Source organism: Pseudomonas rhodesiae, from assembly GCF_007858255.1.
GTDB lineage: Bacteria > Pseudomonadota > Gammaproteobacteria > Pseudomonadales > Pseudomonadaceae > Aquipseudomonas > Aquipseudomonas rhodesiae.
The window spans coordinates 1-1,190 of record NZ_VFEU01000070.1 but is presented as its reverse complement, the minus strand read 5'-3'; the positions used below and the strand labels follow the sequence as shown (position 1 = coordinate 1,190).

The window sequence follows — 1,190 nt, the reverse complement described above, 5'->3', positions numbered from 1 at the left end:
GGAAACTCTGAAAAAGACTTTCTGATTTGGCAAAATACCGCGACCCCACCCACCGAGTTTCCCGATGAAGCAGATGACCTTCGCCGACGCCGAGTACGCTGGCAAGCGCAAGCAAACCCGCAAGGAGTTGTTCCTGATCGAGATGGATCGGGTGGTGCCGTGGAAGGGCTTGATTGCTTTGATCGAGCCACATTATCCGAAAGGTGAAGGTGGCCGTCCGGCCTACCCGTTGATGGCGATGCTGCGTGTGCATCTGCTGCAGAACTGGTTCGGCTACAGCGATCCAGCGATGGAGGAAGCGCTGTACGAAACCACGATCCTGCGCCAGTTTGCCGGGCTGAACCTGGAGCGCATCCCCGACGAAACCACCATTCTCAACTTCCGCCGCTTGCTGGAGAAACACGAGCTGGCGGCCGGCATCCTCGCTGTCATCAATGGCTATCTGGGCGACCGCGGCCTGTCGCTGCGCCAGGGCACCATCGTCGATGCAACGCTGATCAATGCGCCCAGTTCGACCAAGAACAAGGACGGCAAGCGCGACCCGGAAATGCACCAGACCAAGAAGGGAAACCAGTATTATTTTGGCATGAAGGCCCACATCGGCGCCGATGACGAATCGGGTCTGGTGCACAGCGTAGTGGGCACGGCGGCCAATGTGGCGGATGTCACCCAGGTGGACAAATTGCTGCATGGCGACGAAAACGTGGTCTGCGCCGATGCAGGCTACACCGGTGTCGAAAAGCGGCCCGAGCATGAAGGACGTGAAGTTATCTGGCAGGTGGCGGCACGCCGCAGCACCTACAAAAAACTCGATAAGCGCAGCGTGCTGTACAAAGCCAAGCGCAAGATTGAAAAGGCCAAGGCTCAGGTGCGCGCCAAGGTCGAGCATCCGTTCCGGGTAATCAAGCGCCAGTTCGGTTACACCAAGGTGCGCTTTCGCGGCTTGGCCAAAAACACGGCGCAACTGGTGACACTGTTCGCTCTGTCGAACCTGTGGATGGCGCGCCGACATTTACTGACGAATGCAGGAGAGGTGCGCCTGTAATGCGGGAAATGGCCACCGGAGTGGGGTCCGGGTGGCGAAAACGTAAGAAATACTCGTCGAATTGATTGTTTTTTGATCATTTGGCGAGTTTAAAAGTTGCGCTAGGTGGTATGCCGGGGAAATACATGGCTACTTCAGACCATCC

Annotated in this window: 1 protein-coding gene; it reads left to right on the top strand. The window is 57.2% G+C overall.

What is annotated here, in order from left to right; genetic code table 11:
• The first annotated feature begins 64 nt into the window (after positions 1 to 64).
• Positions 65 to 1,045 carry an IS5-like element IS1384 family transposase gene (locus FIV35_RS29455; RefSeq protein WP_010466230.1) on the top strand — a complete coding sequence of 327 codons (981 nt, stop codon included), beginning with the start codon at positions 65 to 67 and terminating at the stop codon, positions 1,043 to 1,045.
• The last annotated feature ends 145 nt before the right edge of the window (positions 1,046 to 1,190 follow it).

Coding starts and splice junctions, on each gene's coding strand:
- FIV35_RS29455 (WP_010466230.1), top strand. CDS start 65: ATGAAGCAGATGACCTTCGCCGACGCCGAGTACGCTGGCAAGCGCAAG.